A 24876-nucleotide genomic window follows, 5' to 3' on the forward strand; every position below is an offset into this window, starting at 1 on the left:
CAATGGCTGACATCGTGCTGGACAAGGTGAGCAAGCGGTTCCCGGACGGCACCGTGGCGGTGCAGGACGTCGACCTGGAGATCGCCGACGGCGAGTTCGTCATCCTGGTCGGCCCGTCGGGCTGCGGCAAGTCGACCACTCTCAACATGATCGCCGGGCTGGAGGACATCAGCTCCGGTGAGCTGCGCATCGGCGGGCAGCGGGTCAACGACAAGGCCCCCCGGGACCGGGACATCGCCATGGTCTTCCAGTCGTACGCGCTCTACCCGAACATGACGGTGCGGGAGAACATGGCCTTCCCGTTGCGGCTGGCCAAGCTCGACAAGGAGACCATCGCCACCAAGGTCGAGGAGGCGGCGAAGGTCCTGGAGCTGACCCCGCTGCTGGACCGCAGGCCGGCCAACCTCTCCGGCGGCCAGCGGCAGCGGGTGGCGATGGGGCGGGCGATCGTCCGCCAGCCCAAGGCGTTCCTGATGGACGAACCGCTGTCCAACCTGGATGCCAAGCTGCGGGTGCAGATGCGCACCGTGGTGTCGCGGCTGCAGAAGCAGCTCGGCACCACCACCGTCTACGTGACCCACGACCAGACCGAGGCGATGACCCTCGGTGACCGGGTGGTGATCATGCGCGGCGGCGCGGTGCAGCAGGTCGGCCCGCCGCAGGAGCTGTACGACCACCCCCGCAACCTCTTCGTCGCCGGTTTCATCGGCTCGCCGTCGATGAACTTCCTGCACGCCGCCGTGGAGGACGGCAAGCTGCGGACGGCGCTGGGTGACGTGCCGATCGGCGAGCGGATCCGCCGGGAGTTGGAGTCCGCCGACGCGCCCCGGGAGCTGATCCTCGGCATCCGTCCCGAGCACTTCGAGGACGCCGAGCTGATCGACGACGACACCCGCCGCCGGGGCATGGAGTTCGAGGCGCCGGTGGACATCGTCGAGTCGATGGGCTCGGACAAGTACGTCTACTTCACCGTCGAGGGGGAGCGGGCCAGCGCCGCCGAACTGGAGGAGCTGGCGGCCGACGCCGGCGCCGACTTCAGCGGCGGGGGAGCGAGCCTGGTGACCCGGCTGTCGGCCGAGTCGCCGGTGCGAGAGGGGCAGCACCGGCGGGTCTGGTTCAACCTGGAGAAGATCCACCTGTTCGACCCGACCAACGGGCGCAACCTGACCCTGCACGAGGGCCGGTCGGCGGGCGCGCTCGCCGACTGACGGATCGCGACGCGAGGGGGCCGGCCCACCGCCGGCCCCCTCGCCGTGCGTCGTGCCGCGCCCGGCTCCCGGGTCGCCGACGGCGACCACGGTCGGCGTGCGGGTCCGGCGTGGTCATGTCACGGGGCGATCAGGCCGGCCAGGTCAGTTTCAACGGCAGGCCGACGAAGCGGGCGTACCCGGTCAGCGCCGCCTCGACCGGCGCCCGGTCGACGTCGGCCAACGGGCGGACCGTCACGCTGACGCGGGTCTTGCCCATGGTCCGCTTCCACGTCCCGACCACCCGTCCGCCGCGCACGACGGTGGACTGGAACACACCGTTGCCACCCGGGATGACGGCCTGCTTGTGGGCGGGGTCGAGCATCAGCGCGCGGTCCTTGTAGCCCAGCAGGTACTCGTCGAAGCCGGGCAGCGCCAGCACGTCGTCCAGCGGCTGCCGGGGCGCGTCGAGCAGGGCCGCGTCGAGCACGGCCTCCGTCTCGCCCACCCGTACCGTGGCCAGCGCGTCGCCGGCGACCGCGATGGCCCGCCTGGCGTCGGTCGCGGTCAACCCCGTCCAGCCCGCGAAGTCCTGCCGGGTGGACGGCCCGTGGCTGCGGAAGTACCGCAGCGCGAGGATGCCCAGGGCCTCGTCCCGTTCGGGCCGGTGCGGGTCGGGGGCCCACTCGTCGAGCAGCGCGAAGGTCTGCTCGGCGCCGACGTGCGGGGCGATACAGGTGACGCCGCGCTGGCTGGCGTACCAGAGCAGGTGGTAACCGCGCTGGCCGGTGGTCTCGATGCCGGCCGCGGCGAGCGTGGCCAGGCACTCGGCGCGGGTCAGTCGGCCGCCGCCGGCCAGCGCCGTGCCGAGCACGTCCGCCGCCCGGTCGGCCTCCGCCTCGCTCAGGCCCAGCGTCGCCCGGCGGGCCTGCACGCCGGCCAATGCCCGCACGCCGGTCACCGCCAGCATCCACCGGGCGTCGCGCGGGGGTACGAGGTGCACGGTGCCCCGCATCGGCCAGGTGCGCAGCGCCTCCCGCCGCTCCAGCGCCTCGTGCACGTCGGCGACGGTGGCCCCGGGTAGCCGGGCGCCCAACGACCACATCCCACTCGCCGCGTCCTGGGCCTGCATGGCCCCGAACCACTCCACCACGCCGGCCACGGTGCCGGGCCGGCCGCGCGGGTGCTCGCGCAGCAGCAGGCTGGTCATCCGCAACGCCAGCGCCTCAGCATCGGTCAACCGCACGTCCACGCCGTCGCCCTCTCCTCGGTGCAGGGCCAGCATAGGAGGCGGGTCCGACACCGTCGGGGGCCTCGCCGCCCCGGCGTGGCCGGTCCCCGCCGGGGTGGTCGGACACGCCGAGGTGGCCGGTCCCGCCGGGCACGCCCGGGCGGGCGGGCCTGTCGGCCCACCCGCCCGGCTTCCCGCTCGTGGCCGCTCAGCGGCGTCGCCGCGCCCGCTCGGGCACGTCGGCGTCGACCATCTCCCGACGCACCTGGGCGTCGATGGGCTGCTCCTCGACCACCTCGTCCTTGGTCAGCCGGACCCGCTCGACCGGGACCTGCTCCTTGCCGACCACCGCACGCTCGGCGCGCAGCTCCATCTCCCGCTGCTCGTCGCCGATGTCGGCCCGGGCGTCACCCCGGTTCGCCGCGGTGATCGGCTCGTGCACCACGCTGACCTCGTCGTGCTCGACCGGCACGGTCGTGTGCACGTCCTCGGTGACCACGTGCTTGCGCAGCCGGGCGGTGCCCGCCGGCTCGCTCTCGGTGCCGACCCGCAGCCGCTCCTCCGACCGGGTCAGCTCCGGCGAGCCCGGCATCCGCTGCGGCGGACGCTCCTGCTGCTGGAGCTGGTAGTGCCGGTAGAGCTGGGCCAGTTGGTCGGTGTCGAGCGGCTGCTCGGTGCCCGGCTCGACGGCCGGCGCGCTGCGCACCGTCGCCTTGTCGTACGGCACCTTCAGCCGACCCTCGGCCATTCCGGCTCCGGCCAGCGGCGCCATGGACTCGTGGTGGCCCATCACGCCGGTCTTGACACTGACCCAGGTCGGCTCGCCGGCGGCGTCGGCCCAGACCTGGCCCACACTGCCGATCTTCGCACCCGATCGGTCCTGGACGTCCTGTCCGTACAGCGAACGGATCTGCTGCTCGGTCAGTCGCATGGTTCGTCCTTCCTCTCGTGGGTCACGACGTGGCTACCCGACGGCGGTGAGCAGCATTCGGGTCGGCCGGCACGGATAGCAGCAGCGGCGGCGACCGGGCGCGCGGATGCGGACGCATGAGTGTCCGTGCCGGGGGAATGCGCCGCCCGCGACCGACGCGAGGAATGCGAGGTACCGAGATGACCGCGTCCAGTGAGCCGGCCCGGGGCGCCGGCCGTGTGCGACCGCCGAACGCCGGCACTCCGGCCAAGACCAGCGCCGCCGCCGCCTTCGCCCTGGTGTTCGGGGTGGCCGCGCTGTTCAGCGTGCTGACCGCCATCCTGGCGTGGATCGGCCTGGTGCTGGGGATCATCGGGGTGATCCTGGGGATCGTCGGGCTGAAGATGAGCCGTCGTCCCGGGGTGACCGGTCGTGGGGTGGCGATCGGCGGGCTGGTGCTCAGCGCGCTGGCGGTGCTGCTCGGGCTGGCCCTGGCCGCCGGGATCACCACGTTCGTGAACGACGAGGGGGCGGTGGACCGCCTCCAGCAGCGGGTCGACGACCTGCGCGACAAGCTCAACGAGTGAGCGGTACGGGCCGTCGACCCGCTGGCGGAGCCCCCCAGCCGAAGAACGGGCCCCCTGATCGCGCTACGCCCGCCGTTTCACGAGCGGAGCGCGATCCCCCGTTCAGGTTCGTCGGAGTGTCGGGCGGCGGTCCCGCGCCGCCGACACCCGTGGAAACAGGATCCCGGCCGGCGACGGCCGTGGCACCACCGTGGCACGGAACTTGCGGAAATCTTGAGCTGCGCCGCCGGCGCTCAGAGCCGCCGGTGCATCACCAGCAGGTCGACGTACCCCTCGGTGGGGTGCCGGAAGCCGTCCGGCACCCGGCCGACCACCTCGAAGCCGAGCGAGCGCCAGAGCGCCACGGCCCGGGTGTTCGTGGCCACCACCGCGTTGAACTGCATCGCCCGGTAGCCGTCGGCGCGTGCCAGGTCCAGCACGTGCTCGCCGAGCGCCCGGCCGACGCCCCGCCCGGCCGCGGCCGGGGCCACCATGAAACTGGCGTTGGCGACGTGGTCGCCCGGGCCGGCCTGGTTGGGCGTCAGCTTCGCCGAGCCGAGCACCGTGCCGTCCGGGTCCACGGCCACCACCGTCCGACCCGGTGGCCGGAGCAGCCACATCCCGCGCGCCGTGGCCTCGTCGACGTCGGGTGGCCAGGTGTACGTCTCCCCGGCCGCGACGATCTGGCGCAGGAAGGGCCAGACGGCGGGCCAGTCCGCGTCGGTCGCCGCCCTGATCCGCACACCCCGAGCATGCCACGGCCGACGTTTGACGTGGCAAGTACCGGGTAGTCGCCGAAGCTGACCGAATCGAGGAGGAAACGTCTGATGGACGGCCAGGTCAAGGTCGCGGTGATCTACTACAGCGCGACCGGCATCACCTACCAGATGGCGCAGGCCGCGAGCGAGGCCGCCGGCGAGGCGGGCGCCGAGGTCCGCCTGCGCAAGGTGCGGGAGCTGGCGCCGGACGAGGCGATCCGCTCGAACGCGGGCTGGCAGGCGCACCGTCTGGAGACCCAGGACGTCATGGAGGCCGAGATCGACGACCTCGCCTGGGCCGACGTGGTCATCCTCGGCTCGCCCACCCGCTACGGCATGATCGCCGCGCAGCTCAAGCAGTTCATCGACACCACCGGCCCGCTCTGGGCCAACGGCGCGCTGGCGAACAAGGTCTACAGTGGCTTCACCTCCACCGCCACCGAGCACGGCGGGCAGGAGTCCACCCTGCTGTCGCTGTTCACGATCTTCTACCACTGGGGTGGCGTGGTGGTGACCCCCGGCTACACCGACCCGAGCCAGTACGTCGCCGGCAACCCGTACGGCGCGTCGCACACCAGCAACAACGGCGAGATCGCCCCGGACAACGTGGCGCTGGGAGCCACCGCGCTGACCGCGAAGCGGGCGGTGCAGATGGGCGCGGCCCTCAAGCGGGGACTCGCCGCCGGCTGACCGGGGACCGGTGGCCCGGGCGAGGGCTCTCGACCCGCCCGGTCCACCGGTCGCCGCAACCCCTACCCGCGATCCGGCGAACCATGCGCGGTCAGCGCCGGATGCGCCAGCAGGTGCCCGAGCAGGTCCGCCAGCACGGCCAGCCCGTCGCGGCTGAGCACCGACTCCGGGTGGAACTGCACCCCGGCGAAGCCCGCCCCGCGCAGCGCGTGCACCGCCCCGTCGGCCGGGTCGCGGGACAGCTCCACCGGTCCGTACGGGGTGCCGATCCGGTCGGCGTCGGCCAGCGCGGTGAAGGTGGAGTAGAAGCCCACCCGCCGGGGCGTGCCGAAGACCCGCACGTCCCGTTGCAGTCCCTGGTAGGGCGCCTCGCGGCGGTGCAGCGGCAGCCCCAGCAGGCCGGCGAGGTTCTGGTGGCCGAGGCAGACCGCCAGCGTCGGCAGGCCGGCGGTCAACCGGTCGGCCAGCAGCTCCCGCAGCGCCGCCATCTTCGGTTCGGTCACCGCCCGCGGATCGCCCGGCCCGGGGCCGACCACGACCAGGTCGTACCGGTCCAGCGGGCCGGGTCGCCGCCACGGGCGGACGTCGACGGCGAGACCGAGCGCGCCGAGCTGGTGCGCCAGCATCCCGGTGAAGGTGTCCTCACCGTCCACGATCAACGCCCGCCGGCCGGCCAGCCCCGGCAGGACGGTGGCCCCGGGCGCGCGCTGGTCGAGCCAGAACCGGGCCAACGGCGTGTTCCGCTCGGCGAGGACGGCGCGTACCTCGGGGTCGTCGGCGAGGCGTACCGCCTCCTCGGGACCCGACGCGGGGGCCTGCGGGCCCAGTCCCAGCGCGGCCAGCACGCCGGCGGCCTTCGCGTGCGTCTCGGCGACCTCGCCGGCCGTCGTGGAGTGCCGCACCAGGGTCGCGCCCACCGGCACCCGCAGCTCGCCGGCGGGGGAGATCTCCGCCGTCCGGATGAGGATCGGCGCGTCCAGCGTCTGCCGGCCCTCGGCGTCGCGGCCGAGCAGGGCCAGCACCCCCGAGTAGTAGCGACGGCCGGTGCGCTCGTGCCGGGCGATCACCCGGCAGGCGTTCTGCATCGGGCTGCCGGTGACGGTCGGGGCGAACATCGTCTCCCGCAGCACCTCCCGGACGTCCCGCGTGCCCCGCCCGGCCAGCAGGTACTCGGTGTGCGCGAGGTGCGCCATCTCCTTCAGGTACGGCCCCACCACCTGGCCGCCGTGCTCGGCGACCGTGGCCATCATCTTCAGCTCCTCGTCGAGGACCATGTACAGCTCCTCGACCTCCTTGGGATCGCGCAGGAATCGCAGCAGCGCGTCGCGGTCGGCAGCCGCGCCGGTGTGCCGGAACGTGCCGCTGATCGGGTTCATCATGACCAGGCCGTCGTCGACGCTGACGTGCCGTTCCGGGCTCGCGCCGACCAGGATCCGGGTGCCGGTGTGCACCAGGAACGTCCAGTACGCGCCCCGCTCGCCGAGCAGCAGCCGACGCAGCGCCGCCAGCCCCGCCCGCAGCGGGGTGCCCTGCACCGTGGCGCGCAGGGTGCGGTGGATGACGAAGTTCGCCCCCTCGCCGCGGCCGATCTCCTCGGCGAGGACCCGCTCGACGGTCCGGGCGTACTCGTCGTCGTCGACGTCGAAGGCGGCGCCGGTGGTGACCACCGGGGCTTCGGGCAGCGCGGCGAGCGTGTCGGCGAGGGTGAGCCGGGCCTGCCCCGCTATCTCCAGGTACTCCAGGGGCGTGCCGTCGTCGACGCAGTCGAAGCCACGTTCGGTGACCTGCCGGTACGGCACCAGCGCCAGCGTCCGCGCTCCGGCCGGACCCTCCGGCAGCGGCAGGTCGGCGAGCCGGTCGGCGACGCGTACCGGGCCGGTGAAGAGGTCGACGTGGTCGGCGTCCGCACGGCGGACGAGCGCGAACGGGCCGGGGTCGGCGCCCTGGGCGAGGACGGCGAGCAGGTCGTGCGGGCGGGTCATCGGGATCTCCTCCGGGCTGTACGCCGCCCGGCGGGGCGGCCCCGGAGCCGGGGAGAAACCGGCGGCCGCCTCGTCGGGCGGCCGCGTGGAAGCTACGCGCGGAAGGTGGCCGCCGGGTCGGCGGGCCACCAGCAGGACAGATGCGCGAGCATGCCGTCACCATACGGCGATCGCGCCGGTGCGGGTAGCCGTTCCCACTCCGTGGCGGCGCGCGCCGACGGCCGATCATGGCGTCGCCACCGCCGCCGTTGGGTACCGTGACCCGCGATGAACATTCTCGCTCTCGACCTCGGCACCTCCTCGGTGCGCGGGCTGGTGCTCGACGCCGACGCGGACCCGCTGCCGGGCGCCCTGGCCCGCCGCAAGGTGCGCGTGCACGTGACCGACGACGGCGCCGGGACGCTCGACAGCGCGGGTTACCTGGCGTGCCTGGCCGCGTGCCTGGACGAGTTGGCCGAGGGCGGGCACCTGAAGGACGTGGAACTGGTCGCCGTCTCCGCCCAGTGGCACTCGGTGGTGCCGCTCGACGCCGCGGGCGCCCCGCTCGGGCCGGTGCTCACCTGGCTGGACACCCGGCCCGAGCGGCCCGCCGGGGTCGCCGGCCCGACCGACCCGGCGGCCTTCCACCGGCGTACCGGCACCTGGTGGCACCGCTGCTACTGGTCGGTGCGGCTGCCCTGGCTGCGCGAGCGCGCCCCCGCCCCGGTGGCCCGCTTCACCGGCCTGGTGGAGTACGCGCTGGGCGAGCTGCTCGACTCCGCGCCGATGTCGGTGTCGATGGCCTCCGGCACCGGACTGCTGGACCTGCGCACGATGGACTGGGACGCCGAGGCCTGTGAGCTGGCCGGCGTCCGCCGGGGGGAGTTGCCCGACCTGGCGCCGATGGACTGGCGCGGCCGGCTGCGCCCGGAGCACGCCCGCCGCTGGCCCCAGCTGGCGCACGCCCGCTGGGCCGCGCCGGTCGGCGACGGCGCCGCCTCCAACGTGGGCTCCGGCTGCGTCGATCCGCGCCGCGTCGCGGTCACCGTGGGCACCTCCGCCGCGGTACGGCTGGTGCAGCGCGTGCCGGCCGGGGCGGAGCTGCCGCCGCTGCCGGAGCGGCTCTGGCGGTACCGGGTCGACCACGAGCACGTGGTGACCGGGGCGGCCTACTCCTCCGGCGGCAACCTGTTCGCCTGGGCGAACCGGGAACTGCGGCTGCCGCGGGGGCCGCAGCTGGAGGCCGCGCTGGCCCGGGTACCGCCGGAGGGCGGGGTGGTCGCGAACCCGCGCCTGGGCGGCGACCGCCCACCGGGACTCGCCCCGGCGGGCGCGGGCGAGCTGCGCGGGCTCAGCTTCTCCACCTCGGCGGTGGAGATCCTGGCCGGCCTGATGAGCGGGCTGTGCCGGATGATCGCCGACGACCTGACCGTGCTGGAGTCCGTCGTGGACGCCCCGGTCGACGTGGTGCTGGGCGGAGGCGCGGTGACGGCGTCCTCGTGGTGGCGCACCGCGTTCGTGGCGGCGCTCGCCCCGCGGCCCGTGCGACACCGTTCGGAGCCGGAGATCGGGGCGACCGGAGCGGCGCTCGTGGCGCTCGGTCGCGTCGCCGAGGCGCAGCGGCTCGCCGGCCCTGGCCGGACGGAGGAGGTCACCTCCCCGGCTCCGCCGAGCCGTTCCGGCGCCCCGTCCTGACGGGTTGCCCCCGGGGGCCGTTGACACAGCTCGCGGGCCTGGTTGGATGGACCCCGCTCCCCGGCGAGGGGGAGTCGGGCGGGACCGAGGAGGCAGGCGTGGGCGCAGGTCCCGACACGACCGGCGGCGAGCAGCCCGGTGGGCGGGCCGACGTCGGGGTCGCACCCCACCGGCGGCGCTCGCCGTTCCGGCTGCGGGACTGGCGGATGCGGACGAAGCTGGCCACCGTGCTGGTCATTCCGTCCGTGGCGTTCCTGGTGCTGGCCGGGGTGCAGACCACGACGCTGGTGGGGCGGACGACGGCGCTGAGCGACTTCGCCGAGCAGGTCGGCATCGGGCGGCAGATCACCGTGCTGGTGGACCGGATCCAGCAGGAACGCGACCGCACTGCCGGTGAGCTGGCCGAGCTGCGCCGCGACGGGCTCGCCTCGGACCGGGCCGCGTCGGCGCTGGCGTTGCGGCCGTTGCAGGACGCCACCGACGCGGCGGTGAGCGAGCTGCGCCGGGCCGCCGAGCCGCTGGCCGACGCCGACGCCTCCTGGCGGGTCGGCTACGGCGAAGTGCTGGAGGCGTACGACCAGGTGCGCTACATCCGGGCGGCGATCCTGCCGGCGGTGCTCAACAACGACACCATCCTGAGCAACTACCACCGGGCCGTCGAGGCGCTGCTCAACCTGCTGGCTGAGCCGTCGCCGGGCGAGGGCCAGCCGGAGCTGACCGACGCCGTGCTGCGCTACGTGCAGCTGGCCCGGGTCAAGGAGCTGTCGTCGCGGGTGCGCGCCGAGCTCTACGCCGCCGGCCGGGCCGGCCGGTACGACCTGGACGACCAGGTCACCCTCACCGACCTGCGGGCCCAGCAGCTCTCCGCGCTCGGCGCGTTCCGGGTCGCCGCGACCACCGGGCAGATCCGGCTCTACGACCGCACCTCCGTCGACCCGGCGTTCGTCGCGGCGACGAAGCTGGAGGAGCGGAGTCTGGCCGGCGGTGGCGCCCGTCCGGCGGTGCTGCCCGCGGAGCAGTGGTGGGACGCCAGCGCGGCGCGGCAGGAGCTGCTGCGCCAGATCGAGGCCAGGGTGCTCGACGACGCGGTGACCCGGGCCGACGACGTCAGCGGGGAGCAGTTGCGGGCCACCCTGCTCGTGGTGGGCGGCATCCTGGTCGTGCTGGGGCTGGCCGTGCTGCTCGCCCTGCTGATCGGCCGGTCCATCGCGAACTCCCTGCAGCTGCTGCGCGGGCAGGCGCTGCGGATCGCCCAGATCGAGCTTCCGCACGCCCTGGAGCGGCTGCGCCTGATCCAGGGCGGCGGCGTGCCCGCGATCGACGTGGCGCCCCCGGTGGTGACCTCGCTCGACGAGATCGGCGAGCTGGCCGAGGCGTTCGTGGCGGTGCACCGCAGCGCGGTCAGCGTCGCCGTCGAGCAGGCGGAGACCCGGCGCAACGTCAACGCGATGTTCGTCAACCTGGCCCGGCGCAGCCAGGTGCTGGTGGAACGGCAGCTGGAGCTGCTGGACGACCTGGAACGGGAGGAGGGCGACCCGGACCAGCTGGAGAACCTGTTCAAGCTCGACCACCTGGCCGCCCGGATGCGCCGTAACGACGAGAGCCTGCTGGTGCTGGCCGGTACCGAGTCCACCCGGCGGTGGAACCGCCCGATCGGGCTCGGCGCGGTGCTCCTGGCGGCCAGCGCGGAGATCGAGCAGTACCAGCGGGTCCGCCACGACGTGGTGGCCGACCTGCACGTCGTCGGCCACGCCGTCGGCGAGCTGGTGCACCTGCTCGCCGAGCTGCTGGAGAACGCCACCGCCTTCTCCCGCCCGGACACCGTGGTCCGGGTCACCGCCCGCCGGGAGGGCCCCGGAGCCCTGGTGGAGATCGTCGACCAGGGGCTCGGGATGAGTCCGGCGGCGCTGAAGGCCGCCAACGAGGTGCTGGCCACCCCGCCGGCCGCGGACGTGGCCGCCTCCGAGCGGATGGGTCTCTTCGTGGTCAGCCACCTGGCCGCCCGGCACGGGGTGCGGGTGCATCTCTCCGGCGGCGCGGGGGGACTGGTCGCCCGGGTGCTGCTCCCACCGGTGCTGCTTGCTCCGGTCGCCGCGCCGGAGCTGGACCCGCCGGCGCCGCAGCGGATGCTCACCTCGGCCGGCGGGGGTACGGCCCGGCGGCGCACCCTGCCCCGGGCGGGCCGCGCTTACGCGGCCGACCTGCCGGTGGCCGGTCGGCGCCCCGACCCGACGCCCGTGGCGGGTCGTCCGCTGCCGCTGCGGGCGGAGGACGTGCTGGCCCCGGCGGTCGAGCCGGCCCCGCCCGCGCCGACCGGCGGCGGCTGGTGGTCCCGGCAGGGGCCGGCCCCGTCCTCGCCCGCCTCGACCGGTCATGTGACGCCCGAGCCGCCCGCGACGCCGGTGACCGGAGGCACCAACGCGCAGGGGCTCCCGGTGCGGGTGCCGATGGCGCAGCTCTCCGCTGTCACCGAGCCCGCCCGGGCGGCGGTCCCCGCGGCGCGCGAGGATCCGGATCCGGAGGCGGTCGGCGGAATGCTGTCGCGGCTGTACAGCGGCGTCCGCCAGGCGGAGGCCGAGGAGACCAGAGAGATAATCTTGCCGCCGGGCGGCGTGGGCAGTGAAGGGGGACGACAGTGACGACGTTGAGCCAGGAGGCGCGCGACCTGAGCTGGCTGGTCAACGCGTTCGCCGAGCGGGTGCCGGGGGTCGCCCACGCGGTGGTGGTCTCGTCGGACGGGCTGCTGGTCGCCATTTCGGCGCACCTGCCGCGCGACCACGCCGACAAGCTCGCGGCGGTCACCTCCGGGCTGATGAGCATCACCGCCGGGGCGGCGCAGATGTTCGACGGCGACATCGTGAAGCAGACGGTCGTCGAGATGGGCCGCGGCTACTTCCTGGTCATGCAGATCCGGGACGGCTCGATCCTGGCCACCCTGGCCGGGGCCGAGGCCGACATCGGCGTGGTGGGCTACGAGATGGCCCGGCTGGCCAAGCAGGCGGGGGAGATGCTCACCCCGGCGCTGCGCGCCGAGTTGCAGCAGGCGCTGCCCCGCTGACGCGATGCCGTCCGGCCCGCCGGACCGCCCCCACGCGGTCCGGCCCACCCGGCTCGGGTGATCCGCCGGCCGTTCAGAGCCCGTTGTCGCGGATGACGCCCCGGTACCAGTGCGCGCTGCGCTTGAGGACCCGGCGCTGGGTGGCGTAGTCCACGTAGACCAGGCCCCAACGCTGGTCGTACCCCTGGTCCCACTCGAAGTTGTCGAGCAGCGACCAGACGTGGTAGCTCTCCAGCGGCACGCCTTCGGCGATGGCCCGGTGGGCGGCGGTGAAGTGGTCGCGCAGGAACGCGACCCGGCCGGCGTCGTCGACCGTGCCGTCGGGGCCGAGCACGTCCGGGCAGGGCAGGCCGTTCTCGGTGACGGTGATCGGGACCGGCCCGTAGTCGCGGGTGACCCGGGTCAGCACGTCGTACATCCCGTCCGGGTAGATCTGCTGCCAGTCGGCCTCGGAGGTCGACCAGCGCCGGGTGGTGGCGCCGTCGGCGGTCACGTAGATCGGCGTGTAGTACTGCACGGCGAGCAGGTCGACCGGACTGGAGATGATCTCCAGGTCGCCGTCGGCGATGCCGCGCGCCATCCGGCTGCCCTCGCCGAGGTCGGCCAGCACGTCCGCCGGGTAGGCGCCGGTGAGGATCGGGTCCAGGTAGAGGCGGTTCTCGTACCCGTCGTAGAGGCGGGTGGCCGCGGCGGCGCCGGGGGTGTCGTCGGCGGGGTAGCAGGGGTGCAGGTTCAGTGCCGGGCCGATGCGGGCGTCCGAGCCGCCGGCGCGCAGCGCGCGGACCGCCAGGCCGTGGGCGAGTTGGAGGTGGTGGGCGACGAGGTACGCCGCCTCCGGGTCCTGCCGGCCGGGGGCGTGGTGGCCCCAGAGGTAGCCGTTCTGCACCACGGTCTTCGGCTCGTTGACGGTGAGCCAGACCGGGACCTGGTCGCCCAGCCCTCGGAAGACGGCGTCGGCGTAGTCGGCGAAGCGGTAGGCGGTGTCCCGGTTCTCCCAGCCTCCGGCGTCCTCCAACGACTGGGGGAGGTCCCAGTGGAAGAGGGTGACCATCGGGGCGATGCCGCGTTCGTGCAGGCCGTCGACGAGGCGCCGGTAGAAGTCGAGTCCCCGCTGGTTGGGCCGCCCGGTGCCGTCGGCCTGGATCCGGGGCCAGGAGATGGAGAAGCGGTAGCTGCGCAGCCCGAGGTCGCGCATCAGGTCCAGGTCCTCGACCCAGCGGTGGTAGTGGTCGGCGGCCACGTCGCCGGTGTCGCCGTTGCGGGTACGGCCGGGCGTACGGCTGAAGGTGTCCCAGACCGACTCGCCCCGGCCGTCCTCCTTCGCGGCGCCCTCGATCTGGTACGCGGACGTGGCCGCGCCCCACCCGAAGTCGCGGGGGAAGCGCAGGCCGGGCGCGGCCGTGGCGGCCGTCGGGTCGGCGTCGGGCCCGGTGGGGGTGTCGCAGCTCGTGGCCGCGGCCCCGACCGCGGCGGCGGTGACGGGGGAGAGCCCGGCACCGGCCGTGACGGTGGCGGAGAGCGCGGCGCGGCGGAGCAGTCGCCGTCGGGTGAGCATCGACATGGGGATTCTCCTCGGGTGCGGGCCACCCGACGGCCGGGAGCGCTCCCAAATCGGGCGCGTGGCGACCCGGCCGTCTCGTCGGGCGGACTGCCAGCCTAGAAGGGCCGGACCCGTGCGGGTGGCCGGGATGGGGGTGTGTGGGAGGGGTCGCAGGGTCGGCCGCTCGGCCGGGGCCTGTGACGGTGCGCAGATAGCGAGCGAGGCCGGCCGGGTGGCGCGCACGCCTGTCCCGTCGGCCTCTTTTCCCGTCGAGTACGGGGGTTTAGTGTGGGGACGGGGGAGGGCAACCCCCGTCCCCACCTGTGGTGCACACACGCACGTGTGGAATTGGCTGTCCGACCGTGCGTGTCGCGCGGGAGCCGGGCCACGCGAGTGGCTCTGGTTCCACCTCCCTCCTGCTGGTGGGTGTCGGCTGACGACGGTGTCCGGGCTGGCCCGTCGTCAGCCCCTCGGGCTGTACCCCGTGGCCGATGACCACGGTCGATCCAACTAATTGCATCTCCGTCGATGGAAGCGCTCCCATCGGCGATGCAGCGACTGTAACGCCCGTCACCGCTTTGTGAAAGACCCTAAACCAGATCGAAACATGGATCTGCGTCTGACCTGCGGTGTTGTTGTGGGAGCGCTTCCATGGCACACTGTCGCCATCGCGACGCGGAGCCAGCTCGCGCGAGCGCGGGTCGCCGAGGGCATCCGGTTCTCCGGACGGCACCCGAGGAGACGGCACGCTGCCGCTGGGCAGCGCACGGCCGATCCAGACCGACCACCTTCCCGGGCGCCTCCGTCCCCCCGCGAACCCTGCTCGCGTGGAGGCGCCTCGCCGGCGGCCCGTACGGCCCCGGCCCGGTCCGAGGAGACACCGCGCACATGAGACTCATGGCAAGACGTCGCCGGATGGCGATGCTCGCCGCCACCGCCCTCGCCATCGGCGGGGTGACCCTGCCGGCCGGCGCCGCGCAGGCCGCCCCCGCCTGCGACGTGGTCTACGCGACCAACGACTGGGGCAGTGGCTTCACCGGCAACGTCACCATCAAGAACCTGGGCGACGCCGTCAACGGCTGGACGCTCAAGTGGACCTTCCCCAACACCAGCCAGCGCGTCACCCAGGGCTGGTCGGCCAAGTGGAGCCAGTCCGGCAGCGAGGTGACCGCGACCAACGAGTCGTGGAACGGCAGCCTCGGCACCGGCGCCTCGACCACCATCGGGTTCAACGGCGCCTACTCCGGCAGCAACCCGAAGCCCACCTCGTTCACCCTCAACGGGGTGACCTGCAACGGTGTCGGCGCCAACCAGCCGCCGACGGTCGCCCTCGGGGTGCCCGCCGGACCGTTCGAGGCGCCGGCCGACGTGCCGCTGACCGCGACCGCCAGCGACCCCGACGGCACGATCAGCAAGGTCGAGTTCTACCGCAACGGCCTGCTGGTCAACACCGACACCACCGCGCCGTACGGCTACACCCTGGAGGACCTGCCGGCCGGCAGCTACACCGTCCAGGCCAAGGCGTACGACAACGCGAACGCCAGCGCGGTCGCCGAGAAGGCGTTCACGGTCAGCCCGGCCTCCGGCCCGGTGCTCGTGGCCACCCCGTCGGCGGTCAGCGTGACCGAGGGCGGCAGCTCGACGGTCAACCTCAAGCTGAGCGCCGCGCCGAGCGCCAACGTGGCGGTCGCCCTGGCCCGTACCGGGGACACCGACGTGACGGTCTCGCCGACCTCCGTCACGCTGACCCCGAGCAACTGGAACACCGGCGTCACCGTCACGGTCGCGGCGGCGGAGGACTCCGACACCGTCGGCGGCACCGCCACCATTACCGCCTCGGCCAGCGGGCTCGCCCCGCTCGCCATCACCGCCACCGAGATCGACAACGACACCCCCGGCGGCGACAACACCTACATCACGCGCTTCCTCGACCAGTACGGCAAGATCAAGAACTCCGGGTACTTCAGCCCGGAGGGCGTGCCGTACCACTCCATCGAGACGCTGATCGTCGAGGCGCCCGACCACGGGCACGAGACCACCTCGGAGGCGTTCAGCTTCTGGCTCTGGCTGGAGGCCAACTACGGCCGGGTCACCCAGAACTGGGCCCCGTTCAACAACGCCTGGACGGTGATGGAGAAGTACATCATCCCGTCGCACGCCGACCAGCCCACCGCCGGCGCCGCCGGCACCCCGCAGTACGCCTCGGAGCACCCGCTGCCCAACCAGTACCCGTCGCAGCTCGAGCCGAGCGTGCCCGTCGGCCAGGACCCGCTCCGCTCGGAGCTGCAGTCCACCTACGGCACCGGTGACATCTACGGCATGCACTGGCTGCTGGACGTCGACAACGTCTACGGCTTCGGCCGCTGCGGTGACGGCACCACCCGGCCGGCGTACATCAACACCTTCCAGCGGGGCACCCAGGAGTCGGTCTGGGAGACCGTGCCGCAGCCGTCCTGCGACACCTTCAAGCACGGCGGCCAGTACGGCTACCTCGACCTGTTCATCAAGGAGTCGAACGCTCCGGCCAAGCAGTGGAAGTACACCAACGCCCCGGACGCCGACGCGCGCGCCGTGCAGGCCGCGTACTGGGCGATGACCTGGGCCAAGGCGCAGGGCAAGGAGGCCGACGTGGCGGCGACCGTCGCCAAGGCCGCCAAGATGGGTGACTACCTGCGCTACGCGATGTTCGACAAGTACTTCAAGAAGATCGGCAACTGCGTCGGCGCGTCCACCTGCCCGGCCGGCACCGGCAAGGACTCGGCGCACTACCTGATGTCCTGGTACTACGCCTGGGGCGGCGCGTACGAGGCCGGCCAGAACTGGTCCTGGCGGATCGGCTCCAGCCACAACCACTTCGGCTACCAGAACCCGTTCGCGGCCTGGGCCCTGACCAACGTCGACGCCCTCAAGCCGAAGTCGCCGACCGCGGTCGCCGACTGGCAGAAGAGCTTCGAGCGGCAGCTGGAGTTCTACACCTGGCTCCAGTCCGCCGAGGGCGGCATCGCCGGTGGCGCCACCAACAGCTGGGACGGCAGCTACGCCCAGCCGCCGGCCGGCACCGCCACCTTCTACGGCATGTACTACGACGTCGACCCGGTCTACAACGACCCGCCGTCCAACCAGTGGTTCGGCATGCAGGCCTGGTCGATGCAGCGGATCGCCGAGCTCTACCTGGAGACCGGCAACGCCAAGGCCAAGGCGCTGCTCGACAAGTGGGTGCCGTGGGCCATCGCCAACACCACGCTGGGCGCCAACTGGTCCATCCCGTCGGACATGAAGTGGACCGGCCAGCCCAACAACTGGAACCCGACCAACCCGCAGCCCAACACCAACCTGCACGTCGAGGTGACGGTCAAGGGCCAGGACGTCGGTGTCGCCGCGGCCTACGCCCGCACGCTGATCGCGTACGCGGCCAAGTCCGGCAACGTGTCGGCGAAGAACACCGCCAAGGGTCTGCTGGACGCGCTGCACGCGGCCAGCGACGACAAGGGTGTCTCGATGCCGGAGAAGCGTGGCGACTACAAGCGCTTCGACGACGTCTACGACGCCGCCACCGGCCAGGGCCTCTACGTCCCGCCGGGCTGGACCGGCAGGATGCCCAACGGCGACGCCATCGCCGCCGGCAAGAGCTTCACCGACATCCGGTCGTTCTACAAGAACGACCCCGCCTGGCCGAAGGTCCAGGCCTACCTCGACGGTGGCCCCGAGCCGGTCTTCAACTACCACCGGTTCTGGGCGCAGGCCGACGTCGCCATGGCGTACGCCGACTACGGCCACCTGTTCCCGAACGGGTGAGGTGACCCTTCCGGGTGGGTGGCGCGGCGCCACCCACCCGGAGGCCGACCGGGCCCGGGGGAGCGGACCGCCCGGTCGGCGGGCGGCCTGATTCCCACGGTCAGGCCGGGGGTGGGTCGACCGTCCGGTCGACGCAGCGGATCGGGAGGCCCACCCCACCGTCCGCCGTTCCAGTCGTCGTGCGGACGCCGCGAAAAAAGAGGGCGTCGTGGGATCACACGACGCCCCACGACGGAGTACCGTATTTCTCGGAGAGGCCGCTCCCCCCGTGGCGGCCTCTCCTCTTACGTTCCGGGCCTCACCCGTCCGAGGGCGTCACCGGGTGCCGCAGCCCAGGATGGCCGGCCGGCAGCGACCGCCGGATCACCAACCAGCTCACCGTCAGCGCCGTCGCCACCAGCGGCCAGGTCAGCGCCGCCCGGGCCACCGTCAGCGCGACCACCTGACCACCGAGGTACAGCGGCAGGAACACCGCCACCCGCAGCGCGTACGTCGCCGCCCACACCCAGCTGCCCCGGCCGTACGCCCGCAGCAGCGCCCGGTCCCGACGCCAGCGGCCCCGCTGCCCCAGCGCCACCCCGACCAGCACCCCGAGCAGGGGCCACCGCACCACGATGCTGACCACCCAGACCAGCGCGCTGGCCGCGTTGGAGAAGAGCTGCACCAGGAAGAAGTCGACCGCCCGTCCGGTGTGGAGGGCGACCAGCGCGGCGACGCAGACCGCGAGCAGCCCGATCAGCACCGACCGTGGCCGGTCACCGCGACGCCACCGCCACAGCGCCACCGCCGAACCGGCCAGCACGGCCACCGCCACCCCGCCGACGACGGACCGGCCGGTCAGCAGCCAGCCCACGGTGAACGCCACCGGCGGCAGCGTGGCGTCCACCGCGCCGCTGCGCCCGCCGAGCAGATCCGCCAGGGACTCCGGCCGTCCCGCGCCCGTACGCTCCCGCTCCGACGTGCCGCCCACCGTCACCTCCCGTGCTCCGGCCCCAACGTAGCCGGGACGCACCGGTGGTCCCGCGAGCGACCTGCCGGGTGTACCGCTACGGTGTGCGGGTGCGCGCGACGGCGAGGGGTTGGACGGCAGTCTGGTTGGTCGTACTGGCTCTGGCCCAGGCGGCCGCGTTGGCCGTGGTGTGGCGGCTCGCCGTGCACACCGGGACGGGCCAGTGGCTCGACACGGTCGCGTTGACCGGCAACCGGATCGGCCAGGACCGCATCGACGGGCTGGTCAACCGGATCCTCGACGCCATGTCCGTGGTCTCCCTGCTCGCCACCACGGCGGTGATCGGCTTCATCGCGCTGATCCGGGGACGCAAGGCGCTCGCCCTCGCCGCCACCCTGCTCATCGCCGGCGCCAACGTCACCACCCAGGTGCTCAAGTACGTCATCGACCGGCCCGCCCTCGGCATCGACCCGGAGCGGGACGCCGTCGGCAACAGCCTGCCCAGCGGGCACACCACCATCGCCGCGTCGGTGGCGCTGGCGCTGATCCTGGTGCTGCCGCCCAAGGTGCGTGCGCTCGGGGCGTTCCTCGGCGTCGCGTACGCCGCGGTCGCCGGGGTGGCCACCCTCTCCGCCGGCTGGCACCGGCCCAGCGACGCGGTGGCCGCGTTCCTGGTGGTCGGTGTCTGGGCGGCGCTGGCCGGGCTGCTGCTGCTGGTCTTCCAGCGGGAGCAGGCGCAGGTCGCCGGCGAGGACGCGCACCGGGTCGCCGCCACGGTGCTCGGCGTGGGCGGCCTGGCCGCCGTCGTCGTCTCCGGGCTGGCGGTGACATCGCTGCTCGACCAGCAGCAGGTCGCCGTCGACGAGCTGAGCCGGCGGACCCTGTTCACCGGGTACGCGGGCAGCGCCGCCGGCATCGCCGGGACGATGGGCGTGGTGGCGGCGCTGGTGCTGCTCTCCGTGCACCGCCTGGTGCCCCGGCACAAGGGCTAACGCCGGTACGTCCCGACCAGGGTCCCGCTGGCCAGCTCACGGCCGGCGAGGGCGGCGTGCACGTCGGCGGCCTGCGGCGCGTCGGCGAGGTCCAGCGGGCGTTCCAGCGCGTACAGCCGGAAGAAGTACCGGTGTGCCTCCTCGCCCTGCGGCGGGTGCGGACCACCCCAGCCGGTGGTGCCGAAGCCGTTGGGCCACTCCCGGCCGCCCTCGGGCACCGCGCCCTCGGCGACCCCGCCCGAGGTGGGGGAGATGCCGGTGACCAGCCAGTGCAGGAACGGACTGCGCCCCGCGTCCGGATCCTCCACCAGCAGGAGCAGTTCGGTCGCCGACTCCGGCACGTCGGACCACTCCAGCGGCGGTGAGACGTTCCCGTCCTCCCGGCCGAAGCGCCCCGGCAGCTGGTCGTGGTCGGTGAACGCGGTGCTGCGCAGCATGATCCCGGCCATCTCACCCGCCCCCTCTCGTCGGCCCGGCGCGTACCCGTCGCCCGGCCGACGAAACCGCGTGAGAGGGTACGACGGTGGAGAACGCGCACGCTGCCTTCCGCGACGAGTGCGCCCGGCTGGACGGCGTCCTGCGTACCCTCGACGAGGCGGACCTGGACCGCCCCACCCCGTGCCCGCCGTGGGCGGTGCGCGACCTCGTCGCGCACGTGAGCACCGGCGCCGGACGCCTGGCGGACATGCTCGCCGCGGCGGCCCCGCCCCGGGCCGACATGGACGCGGCCGGCTACTTCGGCGCCGCCAAGTTCGTCCCGGAGGTGGACGCCGCCCGTGTCGACGGCGCCCGACGGGTGGCACGCGACCGGGTCGACGTGGCGGCCGTCGCGGCGGCCTTCACCGCCGCCTGGCGCGGCGCCGACGCGGCGCTCGCGGCGGCGCCGCCCGGCCGGCTGGTCCGCACCCGGCACGGCGACGCGATGGCGCTGACCGACTTCCTGGTCACCCGGGTCGTGGAGGTGGGGGTGCACGGCCTCGACCTGGCCGAGGCGCTGCACCGGGAACCCTGGCTGACCCCGGCCGCCGCCCGGGTGGTCGCCGATCTGCTGGCCGCCGGCCGGCCGGCGCCGGCGCGGCTGGGCTGGGACCCGCTCACCCTGATCCGCAAGGCCACCGGCCGTACGCCGCTGACGGCCGGGGAGCGGGCCGTGGTCGAGGCGGCCGGCTTCCGCCGGCTCTCCTTCGGCGGCTGAACCGGCCGGGCGGGCAGGGTCGGTCAGTCCCCCGCACGCGGGGCCGGCAGGTGCACTGCGCTGCGGCGCAAATGCTCCAGGACGAGCGGATCGATTCGTTCCGGCACCAGCCGCTCCTCCAGGTTCTCCCAGCCGGCCCACGCGGCGAGCGCCTCGTCGAGCGCGACGGCCACCGGGCCGGCGGGGGCCGCCACCGCACCGACCGGGTGCCCGGCGGTGACCGGCGCCGGGGCGCCCGCCACCGGGTGGCCGGCGGCGGCCAGCAGGGCGGCGACCTCCCCGGCGAGCGGACCGGCCAGGTCGAGCAGGGTGGCCGGGTCGGGCCGGTCGAAGAGCATGGTGTGGATGTCGAGCAGCCGGCCCAACTCGGCTGTCGGGTCGGGGTGGTCGTCGACCCGCAGGTCGACCAGCTCGTCGCCGGTGCCCGCGTACCCGCCGCGGCGCTCGACCACCAGCAGGCCGGCGCTCTGCCGGCCGCGCCGGTCACCGCCGGCCTCGTCCCCGGCGCGCAGCGCCGCGAGCAGCCGCCGCGCGAACGGCAGCGTCGCGCCGCCCAGCCAGGCGTCCCGGACCGCGTCGACGACGTGCGGGCCGGCGAGGATGTTGCCCTGGGCGGCCCAGCCGTCGCCGGCCTGGCCGCCCGCCCAGGGGTGGCAACGCGGGCCGGTCCAGGTGGCCCCGACGCCGGTCGCGCCCACCACGCCGAGCTGGCGGTCGTCCCGGCCGGGGTCGGCGGCGACCAGACCGGCGACCACGTCGGGGGCGGCCACGCCGCTGCGCAACAGGGCGAGCCCCTGCTGCCGGTAGGCCAGGTTGACGTGCGCCTGGGTGGCGACCGCGCCCACCTCCGCCTCGGCGGCCGGCACCAGCGCGCCGGCGGCGAGGAACTTGCTGGCCACCGCCACGCCGTGCAGGCGTCCGTCGGCGGAGCGGGCCACGATCGAGAAGGTCACCCGTGGAGGTTAGCGCCGGCCGGCGACGGCCCACGTGCCCCCGTACCAACGATCCGCCGGGGCCGCCGGCGTCACAGCGGTGGCGACGCCTCCTCCGGCGGCCGGCCCCGGGCCCGGCGGGCGTCGGCCACCGCGACCGCGAGCAGCACCACCGCGACCAGCGCCGCCGAGATCAGCGGGGCAGCGTGCAGCAGCAGCGGCACCAGCGCCACCAGGACCCCGCCGGCGATCCAGCGTGACGGCGACACCCGGCCGAACACCTCGTACTCGAATCGGGCCCGGGCGGCCAGGAAGAGCACCGGGCCGCCCACCACCATCGCCACCCACGCCGCCTCCGGACGGTCCAGCGGATGCTCGATGGTCAGCTCGTAGCCGATCGCCGTCGCCACCAGCCCGACCACCATCACCAGATGGGTGTCGGCCGCCGAACGGCCGGTGGCCGCCGGGTGCCGGGACTTTGTTACCGCCTCGGCCAGGATCAGCCCGGCCCGCTGCACGTAGATCCGCCAGTACAGCACCGAGGTCACCATCGCCACCGCGAACGCGGAGCTCTGTGCGGGTTCGAACGCCCCCCTGCTGTACGCCAGCCCACTGACCAGGACCGTCTCGCCGAGGGCGACGAGGAAGAACTGCTGGTACCGCTCGGCGAGGTGCTCCCCGGCGATGTCCCAGCGACTGATCGTGGAGCGGCCCAGCCCCGGGACCGGCCAGCCGAACCGGGCCGCGAGGTACTCCAGGCCCAGCGCCGACGCCCAGAGCACCACCTGCGGGTTGGTCGGCAGCAGCGCGCCGGTCACCCACAGCACGCCGGTCACGCAGAAGGTGATCAGCATCCGCCACTTGAGCCGCCGGTACTGGTGCTGCCCCAACGCCAGCAGCAGGATGCCCGGGCGGGACACCTGGGCCACCACGTACGCCACCGCGAACGCCAGCGCGGCCTCGCTGAACGCGCGGGGGACCGCCACCCCCATCACCATGCTGCACATCAGCGCGGTCACCACCAGCGTCTGCAGCCAGATGTGCCGCGGGTCGTACCGGCTGGTGGTCCAGGAGGTGCCCTGCCAGACCGCCCAGAGCGCGAACAGCAGCAGCAGCGTCTTGCCGCCCCCGGTGATCGGCGACCAGCCCTCGGCGCCCCCGGGCTCCAGCGCGAGGTCCTCGAAGGCGCGGAACGAGATCCGGGTCAGCGCGAAGACGTAGACCAGGTCGAAGAAGAGCTCCAGGAAGGTCGCCCGCTGCGACGGCCCGGCCAGCGGGAGGGGCCCGGCCCCCGTCCCGCTCGTCACGATCGTCGCCGTTCACCCTCGGCCCGGCCCACCTGGCGTTCGTAACATCCCGGCGGCACCGCCCACCCGATGTTCGTGACATCCGGACGTCCGCCCGGCGTGGTGGCATCCCCGGCGATGTCGTCCGCCCGGTCCCCGCGGCATGCCGAGGCCTCGTCCGTCGGTGTCGGGCATCCCGGCGGTCCGGTCCGGCCGGTGTCCGGGCATCCCGGAGGCCGGGACGGCGGGCGGCGAACGGATCAGGCTCTTGTCCCGCTGCGGCGCAACGGGCACGATCGACCGGATGACGAACCGATGGGGCATGACGGTGCCGCTGGGCGGCATCCCGCTCGCCGATCACGCCGCGGTCTACGCGGCCCTGGACCGGGCCGGCTTCACCGACGTCTGGTCGTCGGAGGTCAACGGCGCCGACGCGTTCACCCCGCTCGCCCTGGCCGCCGCCTGGCAACCGACGCTGCGCCTGGGCACCGCGATCACGCCGGTCTTCACCCGGGGGCCCGGGCTGCTCGCGATGAGCGCCGCCGCGCTCGCCGACGCCGCGCCGGGCCGATTCGCCCTCGGCATCGGCGCTTCCTCGCCGGTCGTGGTCGGCGACTGGAACGCCGTCGAGTTCACCGAGCCGTTCCGGCGTACCCGGGACGTGCTGCGCTTCCTGAAGACGGCGCTGCGCGGGGAGACCGTCGACGGCGCGTTCGACACCTTCGCCGTCCGCCGGTTCACCCTGGAACGCCCGCCCGCCGTGCCGCCGTCGGTGCTGCTGGCCGCGCTGCGCCCCGGCATGCTGCGCCTGGCCGCCGCCGAGGCCGACGGGGTGATCCTCAACTGGCTCGCCGCCGACGACGTGCCGAAGGCCCTCGCCGGGCTGGGTGGCCGGGCGCCGGACTTCGAGGTCGTCGCCCGGATCTTCGTCTGCCCCACCGAGGACGCCGGCTACGCCCGGGCCCTCGGCCGCCGGCTGATCACCAGTTACCTCACCGTCCCCGCGTACGCCGAGTTCCACCGCTGGCTCGGTCGGGAGTCGGCGCTCGGGCCGATGTGGGCCGCCTGGGCGGCCGGTGACCGGCGTGGCGCCGGGGCGGCCGTGCCGGACGAGGTGGTCGACGAACTGGTGCTGCACGGTTCGCCCGAGCACTGCCGGGCCGAGGTGCGCCGCTACGCCGACGCCGGCGTGGACGTGCCGGTGCTCGCCCTCCTGCCCACCCCCGAGCTGACCTCCGGCGGGGCCGCGGCGCTGGCCGGGCTGATCCCCCGGCTCGGCCCCGCGGAAGGACACTGAGATGAACCTGACCGACCGGGTGGCGGTGGTCACCGGGGGAGCGGGCGGGATCGGCGCGGCGCTGGCCCGCCGCTTCGCCGCCGAGGGCGCGGCCGCCGTCGTCGTCGCCGACCTGGACGCCGCGGTGGCCGCGGCGGTGGCCGAGGACGTCGGCCCGGTCGCCCACGCCGTCGCCGTCGACGTCACCGTCGAGGACCAGGTTCGCGAGCTGGTCGCCGACACCGAGCGGCGGTACGGCCGGATCGACCTGTTCTGCGCCAACGCGGGCGTCTCCACCGGCGGCGGCGTCGAGGCCGACGACGCCGACTGGGACCGGGCCTGGCGGGTCAACGTGCTGCACCACGTGTACGCGGCCCGCGCGGCGCTGCCCGGGATGCTGGAGCGGGGCGGCGGCTACCTGCTGCACACCTGCTCGGCGGCCGGCGTGCTGACCGCCGTCGGCGACGCCCCGTACACCGCCACCAAGCACGCGGCGGTCGGGTTCGCCGAGTGGCTGGCGATCACCTACCGCGACCGGGGCGTACGGGTCAGCGCGCTCTGCCCGCAGGGGGTGGACACGCCGATGCTCGCCGAAGGGCTCGCCTCCGGTCATCTGGGCGCGCAGGTCATCGCCGCCTCCGGCGCGGTGCTCACCCCCGACCAGGTCGCCGACGCGACGATCGCCGGGCTGGCCGAGGAACGCTTCCTGATCCTGCCGCACCCCGAGGTCGCCGGGTACGCCCTGCGCCGCGCCCAGGATCCGGACGGTTGGCAGGCCGGCCTGCGCAAGCTCGTCCGCCGCCTCCGCGCCTGACCCCATCCACCCGTCTCACCTCCCCCGTGCGCGGCCGCCGG

At 74.2% G+C, this 24876-nt stretch carries 20 protein-coding genes; 11 read left to right on the top strand and 9 right to left on the bottom strand.

From position 1 onward, the window contains the following. The first annotated feature begins 2 nt into the window (after positions 1-2). The gene (locus ACPFP2_RS00405) at positions 3-1208 is read left to right on the top strand and encodes an ABC transporter ATP-binding protein (RefSeq protein WP_424084897.1); all 1206 of its coding nucleotides are present in this window, start codon (positions 3-5) and stop codon (positions 1206-1208) included. Positions 1209-1338: 130 nt separating this feature from the next. Here ACPFP2_RS00405 and ACPFP2_RS00410 read toward each other — a convergent pair whose 3' ends face one another. Together ACPFP2_RS00410 and ACPFP2_RS00415 are read right to left on the bottom strand one after the other, a co-directional pair. Continuing rightward, the gene (locus ACPFP2_RS00410) at positions 1339-2397 is read right to left on the bottom strand and encodes a winged helix DNA-binding domain-containing protein (protein ID WP_424085660.1); all 1059 of its coding nucleotides are present in this window, start codon (positions 2395-2397) and stop codon (positions 1339-1341) included. A gap of 229 nt (positions 2398-2626) precedes the next feature. Then, positions 2627-3349, bottom strand: a complete 723-nt coding sequence (locus tag ACPFP2_RS00415) for a PRC and DUF2382 domain-containing protein (protein ID WP_424084898.1) — start codon at positions 3347-3349, stop codon at positions 2627-2629. A 179-nt stretch (positions 3350-3528) separates the two neighbouring features. Between ACPFP2_RS00415 and ACPFP2_RS00420 the strand changes: the two genes are divergently transcribed. Beyond that, positions 3529-3915 carry a DUF4190 domain-containing protein gene (locus ACPFP2_RS00420; RefSeq protein ID WP_424084899.1) on the top strand — a complete coding sequence of 129 codons (387 nt, stop codon included), beginning with the start codon at positions 3529-3531 and terminating at the stop codon, positions 3913-3915. Between the two features lie 233 nt (positions 3916-4148). Here the strand turns inward: ACPFP2_RS00420 and ACPFP2_RS00425 are convergent, their stop codons facing one another. After that, complete coding sequence (locus ACPFP2_RS00425) at positions 4149-4637, bottom strand: N-acetyltransferase family protein (protein ID WP_424084900.1); 489 nt, start codon at positions 4635-4637, stop codon at positions 4149-4151. Positions 4638-4721: 84 nt separating this feature from the next. Between ACPFP2_RS00425 and wrbA the strand changes: the two genes are divergently transcribed. Further along, a complete protein-coding gene (gene wrbA, locus ACPFP2_RS00430) occupies positions 4722-5342 on the top strand; it encodes an NAD(P)H:quinone oxidoreductase (RefSeq protein WP_424084901.1) in 621 nt (206 codons plus the stop codon). A 62-nt stretch (positions 5343-5404) separates the two neighbouring features. On the opposite strand, the gene ACPFP2_RS00435 is transcribed toward wrbA, so the two are convergent. After that, positions 5405-7324, bottom strand: coding sequence for an anthranilate synthase family protein (locus ACPFP2_RS00435; RefSeq protein WP_424084902.1), 1920 nt, complete (start codon positions 7322-7324; stop codon positions 5405-5407). 267 nt (positions 7325-7591) lie between these two features. Here ACPFP2_RS00435 and ACPFP2_RS00440 point away from each other — a divergent pair, with 267 nt between their 5' ends. The 3 genes from ACPFP2_RS00440 (at position 7592) to ACPFP2_RS00450 (ending at position 12056) form a co-directional block, all read left to right on the top strand. After that, positions 7592-8998 carry an FGGY family carbohydrate kinase gene (locus tag ACPFP2_RS00440; RefSeq protein WP_424084903.1) on the top strand — a complete coding sequence of 469 codons (1407 nt, stop codon included), beginning with the start codon at positions 7592-7594 and terminating at the stop codon, positions 8996-8998. A 98-nt stretch (positions 8999-9096) separates the two neighbouring features. Next, positions 9097-11637, top strand: coding sequence for a nitrate- and nitrite sensing domain-containing protein (locus ACPFP2_RS00445; RefSeq protein ID WP_424084904.1), 2541 nt, complete (start codon positions 9097-9099; stop codon positions 11635-11637). A 5-nt stretch (positions 11638-11642) separates the two neighbouring features. Further along, a complete protein-coding gene (locus tag ACPFP2_RS00450; protein ID WP_363879513.1) occupies positions 11643-12056 on the top strand; it encodes a roadblock/LC7 domain-containing protein in 414 nt (137 codons plus the stop codon). A gap of 73 nt (positions 12057-12129) precedes the next feature. Here the strand turns inward: ACPFP2_RS00450 and ACPFP2_RS00455 are convergent, their stop codons facing one another. After that, a complete protein-coding gene (locus ACPFP2_RS00455) occupies positions 12130-13617 on the bottom strand; it encodes a GH1 family beta-glucosidase (protein ID WP_424084905.1) in 1488 nt (495 codons plus the stop codon). 876 nt (positions 13618-14493) lie between these two features. Between ACPFP2_RS00455 and ACPFP2_RS00460 the strand changes: the two genes are divergently transcribed. Beyond that, entirely contained in the window at positions 14494-17391 is a 2898-nt protein-coding gene (locus tag ACPFP2_RS00460; protein WP_424085663.1) for a glycoside hydrolase family 48 protein, read from the top strand. A gap of 298 nt (positions 17392-17689) precedes the next feature. On the opposite strand, the gene ACPFP2_RS00465 is transcribed toward ACPFP2_RS00460, so the two are convergent. Next, a complete protein-coding gene (locus ACPFP2_RS00465) occupies positions 17690-18361 on the bottom strand; it encodes a DUF3159 domain-containing protein (RefSeq protein WP_424084906.1) in 672 nt (223 codons plus the stop codon). 83 nt (positions 18362-18444) lie between these two features. On the opposite strand from ACPFP2_RS00465, the gene ACPFP2_RS00470 reads away from it, so the two are divergent. Beyond that, positions 18445-19332: a phosphatase PAP2 family protein gene (locus tag ACPFP2_RS00470; RefSeq protein WP_424085665.1), complete on the top strand. Its 888-nt coding sequence runs from the start codon at positions 18445-18447 to the stop codon at positions 19330-19332. On the opposite strand, the gene ACPFP2_RS00475 is transcribed toward ACPFP2_RS00470, so the two are convergent. Next, on the bottom strand, positions 19329-19781 hold the full coding sequence (locus tag ACPFP2_RS00475; protein WP_424084907.1) for a YbhB/YbcL family Raf kinase inhibitor-like protein: 453 nt from the start codon (positions 19779-19781) through the stop codon (positions 19329-19331). The two genes, ACPFP2_RS00470 and ACPFP2_RS00475, sit on opposite strands and share 4 nt — an antisense overlap. 74 nt (positions 19782-19855) lie before the next feature. Here ACPFP2_RS00475 and ACPFP2_RS00480 point away from each other — a divergent pair, with 74 nt between their 5' ends. Further along, a complete protein-coding gene (locus tag ACPFP2_RS00480; RefSeq protein WP_424084908.1) occupies positions 19856-20527 on the top strand; it encodes a maleylpyruvate isomerase family mycothiol-dependent enzyme in 672 nt (223 codons plus the stop codon). A gap of 23 nt (positions 20528-20550) precedes the next feature. Here the strand turns inward: ACPFP2_RS00480 and ACPFP2_RS00485 are convergent, their stop codons facing one another. Continuing rightward, positions 20551-21480: a DUF1028 domain-containing protein gene (locus ACPFP2_RS00485; RefSeq protein WP_424084909.1), complete on the bottom strand. Its 930-nt coding sequence runs from the start codon at positions 21478-21480 to the stop codon at positions 20551-20553. Between the two features lie 71 nt (positions 21481-21551). After that, the gene (locus ACPFP2_RS00490) at positions 21552-22766 is read right to left on the bottom strand and encodes a low temperature requirement protein A (protein WP_424084910.1); all 1215 of its coding nucleotides are present in this window, start codon (positions 22764-22766) and stop codon (positions 21552-21554) included. Between the two features lie 301 nt (positions 22767-23067). Between ACPFP2_RS00490 and ACPFP2_RS00495 the strand changes: the two genes are divergently transcribed. Together ACPFP2_RS00495 and ACPFP2_RS00500 are read left to right on the top strand one after the other, a co-directional pair. Then, the gene (locus tag ACPFP2_RS00495; RefSeq protein WP_424085667.1) at positions 23068-24042 is read left to right on the top strand and encodes an LLM class F420-dependent oxidoreductase; all 975 of its coding nucleotides are present in this window, start codon (positions 23068-23070) and stop codon (positions 24040-24042) included. A gap of 1 nt (position 24043) precedes the next feature. Beyond that, positions 24044-24835, top strand: a complete 792-nt coding sequence (locus ACPFP2_RS00500; protein WP_424084911.1) for an SDR family oxidoreductase — start codon at positions 24044-24046, stop codon at positions 24833-24835. Positions 24836-24876: the final 41 nt, after the last annotated feature.

Origin of the sequence: Micromonospora citrea (assembly GCF_049629545.1) — a bacterium.
GTDB classification, from domain to species: domain Bacteria; phylum Actinomycetota; class Actinomycetes; order Mycobacteriales; family Micromonosporaceae; genus Micromonospora; species Micromonospora citrea_A.

Bases quoted from the DNA above. Each gene is read 5' to 3' on its own strand.
- ACPFP2_RS00440 (WP_424084903.1), top strand. From the start codon at position 7,592: ATGAACATTCTCGCTCTCGACCTCGGCACCTCCTCGGTGCGCGGGCTG.
- ACPFP2_RS00415 (WP_424084898.1), bottom strand. From the start codon at position 3,349: ATGCGACTGACCGAGCAGCAGATCCGTTCGCTGTACGGACAGGACGTC.
- ACPFP2_RS00475 (WP_424084907.1), bottom strand. From the start codon at position 19,781: ATGGCCGGGATCATGCTGCGCAGCACCGCGTTCACCGACCACGACCAG.
- ACPFP2_RS00410 (WP_424085660.1), bottom strand. From the start codon at position 2,397: ATGACCAGCCTGCTGCTGCGCGAGCACCCGCGCGGCCGGCCCGGCACC.
- ACPFP2_RS00460 (WP_424085663.1), top strand. From the start codon at position 14,494: ATGGCAAGACGTCGCCGGATGGCGATGCTCGCCGCCACCGCCCTCGCC.
- ACPFP2_RS00435 (WP_424084902.1), bottom strand. From the start codon at position 7,324: ATGACCCGCCCGCACGACCTGCTCGCCGTCCTCGCCCAGGGCGCCGAC.
- ACPFP2_RS00495 (WP_424085667.1), top strand. From the start codon at position 23,068: ATGACGGTGCCGCTGGGCGGCATCCCGCTCGCCGATCACGCCGCGGTC.
- ACPFP2_RS00455 (WP_424084905.1), bottom strand. From the start codon at position 13,617: ATGTCGATGCTCACCCGACGGCGACTGCTCCGCCGCGCCGCGCTCTCC.
- wrbA (WP_424084901.1), top strand. From the start codon at position 4,722: ATGGACGGCCAGGTCAAGGTCGCGGTGATCTACTACAGCGCGACCGGC.
- ACPFP2_RS00420 (WP_424084899.1), top strand. From the start codon at position 3,529: ATGACCGCGTCCAGTGAGCCGGCCCGGGGCGCCGGCCGTGTGCGACCG.
- ACPFP2_RS00405 (WP_424084897.1), top strand. From the start codon at position 3: ATGGCTGACATCGTGCTGGACAAGGTGAGCAAGCGGTTCCCGGACGGC.
- ACPFP2_RS00500 (WP_424084911.1), top strand. From the start codon at position 24,044: ATGAACCTGACCGACCGGGTGGCGGTGGTCACCGGGGGAGCGGGCGGG.